This window comes from Mesorhizobium sp. M2A.F.Ca.ET.037.01.1.1 (assembly GCF_003998075.1).
Lineage (GTDB): Bacteria > Pseudomonadota > Alphaproteobacteria > Rhizobiales > Rhizobiaceae > Mesorhizobium.
On record NZ_RZSA01001036.1, the window covers coordinates 1 to 2195 of the forward strand.

Below are 2195 nucleotides of genomic sequence, written 5' to 3' on the forward strand. Positions count from 1 at the left end.
GTCTACGGCTTCCGTCCCTCGCAGGGACTCGTGCCCGCCGGCCCCGACATCGACGTCTTCCATTCGCAGATGGGCGTCGAGGGACCGATGGGCCGCAGCGTGCGCGACATCGCACTGCTGCTCGACGAACAGGCGGGCTACCATCCGCAGGCACCCTTGTCCTATGCCAAGGAGGGCTCGTTCCTCGGCGGCTTGGGGACGAAAGCCTCCGGCGGCCGCGTCGCCTGGCTGGGCGATCTCGGCGGCCATCTGCCGACGGAACCGGGCGTGCTCGACCTCTGCGAGACCGCGCTTGCCCGCTTTGCGGACGCGTCGTTCCCCAGCGAAGCGCTGGTGCCGGATGTCGATTTCGAGGCGTTGTGGCAGGCTTTCGTCACCTTGCGCCAGGCAAGCAGCGGCTGCGGGTTGAAAGCGCATTACGATGACCCGGAAAAGCGCAGGCTTCTGAAGCCTGAGGCCGTCTGGGAAGTGGAACAGGCGATGCGCCTTACCGCGCCGCAGATCCATGCCGCCAGCGTCTGGCGCACCGAGTGGCATCGCACGCTGCTGTCGCTGTTCGAGCGCTTCGACCTCATCGCTCTGCCGACCGCGCAGGTCTTCCCGTTCGGCGTAACCACCCACTGGCCGCGCGAGGTCGCGGGGCGGAGCATGGACAGCTATCACCGGTGGATGCAGGTCTCCGCCTTTGCCACGCTGGGCGGCTGCCCGGCGCTCAACGTGCCGGCCGGCTTCGACGCAAAAGGCCGGCCGATGGGCATGCAATTGATCGGCCGCCCGCGCGGCGACCTCGCCGTGCTCAAGGCCGGCGCCGCCTACGAGGCGACGCTGCCCTGGCCGGTGGGGGCCGCGTGACGGGCCGCCCTGCCCGGCCAGCTTGCGCCAGCACCAATCCCGTGCATTGATCGCGCTCCGCCCAAGTCGGCGCCGTCCTGTTCGAGGGAAATCATGTCGCTGGAACTCTACGCCACCTATGTCGTCGCCTGCATCGTCATCATCCTGGTACCGGGCCCGACCGTCACGCTGATCATCGCCAACAGCATCCGCCACGGCTCGCGCGCCGGCTTGGCCAACGTCGCCGGCACGCAGGCCGGGCTCGCCATCATGATCGCAATCGTCGGCATCGGCCTCAACACACTGATCGCCGGCATGGGCCACTGGTTCGAATGGGTGCGGCTGATCGGCGCCGCCTACCTGATCTGGATGGGCATCCAGATGTTTCGCGCAAAAGGCGCGCTGAACCCGGACGGGTCGGCGAAGAAGCCGCGCGGCGGCTTCTTCCTGCAGGGTTTTCTGGTGGCGATCAGCAATCCGAAGACCTTGGTGTTCTTCGGCGCCTTCTTCCCGCAGTTCATCGCGCCGCAGGACAATTACACGCTGCAGATCGTGGTCATGGGCCTGACGGCGATGATCTTCGCCGCCATGTCGGACTCGACCTACGCCCTTGCCGCCGGCCGCGCCGGCCGGCTGCTGTCGGCCAGCCGCGTCAGGCTGATGTCACGCATCAGCGGCAGTTTTCTCGTCGGCGGCGGGCTCTGGCTGGCGTTTACGAAAGCGAAGTGAGCAGTCTTCCTCGCCCCGTTCACGGGGAGAGGGTGGTCGCGAAGCGACCGGGTGATGGGCAGCGCCGGGGTTGCAGGCAAAACACCAACATTCGCGCCGCCCCTCATCCGCCTGCCGGCACCTTCTCCCCGTAGACGGGGAGAAGGAAGCTTTCAGAGCCGCCCCAGCCGCTCCACCAACAGCGCGAAGAAGCCGTCATGGTCGATGTCGCGCATCACGGTGGCGTTCTTTTCCCGCTTGGTGACGCCCCACCAGTCGATCACCGTCATGCCCATGGTGAGCTCCGACGCGGTCTCCACGCTGACATTGCAGCGGCGACCCTTGAACAGTTCCGGCTTCAGGAGATAGGCGATCACGCACGGATCGTGCAGTGGCCCGCCATCGGTGCCGTATTTCTCCTCGTCATAGCGTTCGAAAAACTCCAGCATCTCGGCGGTCGCGGTGCCGACCTTGGTGCCGAGCTGGCGGAAAGCCTGTATGCGCTTTGACGAGGTCAGCGCCTTGTGGGTGACGTCGAGCGGCATCATCACGATCGGGATGCCCGATTTGAACACCAGATCGGCGGCCTGCGGGTCGACATAGATGTTGAATTCGGCGGCCGGGGTGACATTGCCGCCCTCGAAGAAGCCGCCGCC

3 protein-coding genes are annotated in these 2195 nt (G+C 66.4%); 2 read left to right on the forward strand and 1 reads right to left on the reverse strand.

What is annotated here, in order from left to right; translation table 11 throughout:
* A partial coding sequence (locus tag EOA27_RS33045; RefSeq protein ID WP_245491237.1) for an amidase family protein occupies window positions 1-852 on the forward strand: 852 nt, incomplete at its 5' end.
* 93 nt (window positions 853-945) lie between these two features.
* A complete protein-coding gene (locus tag EOA27_RS33050) occupies window positions 946-1560 on the forward strand; it encodes a LysE family translocator (protein ID WP_127258364.1) in 615 nt (204 codons plus the stop codon).
* A gap of 152 nt (window positions 1561-1712) precedes the next feature.
* On the opposite strand, the gene EOA27_RS33055 is transcribed toward EOA27_RS33050, so the two are convergent.
* Window positions 1713-2195, reverse strand: a 483-nt coding sequence (locus tag EOA27_RS33055) for a nucleoside hydrolase (RefSeq protein WP_145970704.1), incomplete at its 5' end; no start/stop codon positions are given.

Bases quoted from the DNA above. Each gene is read 5' to 3' on its own strand.
- EOA27_RS33050 (WP_127258364.1), top strand. From the start codon at position 946: ATGTCGCTGGAACTCTACGCCACCTATGTCGTCGCCTGCATCGTCATC.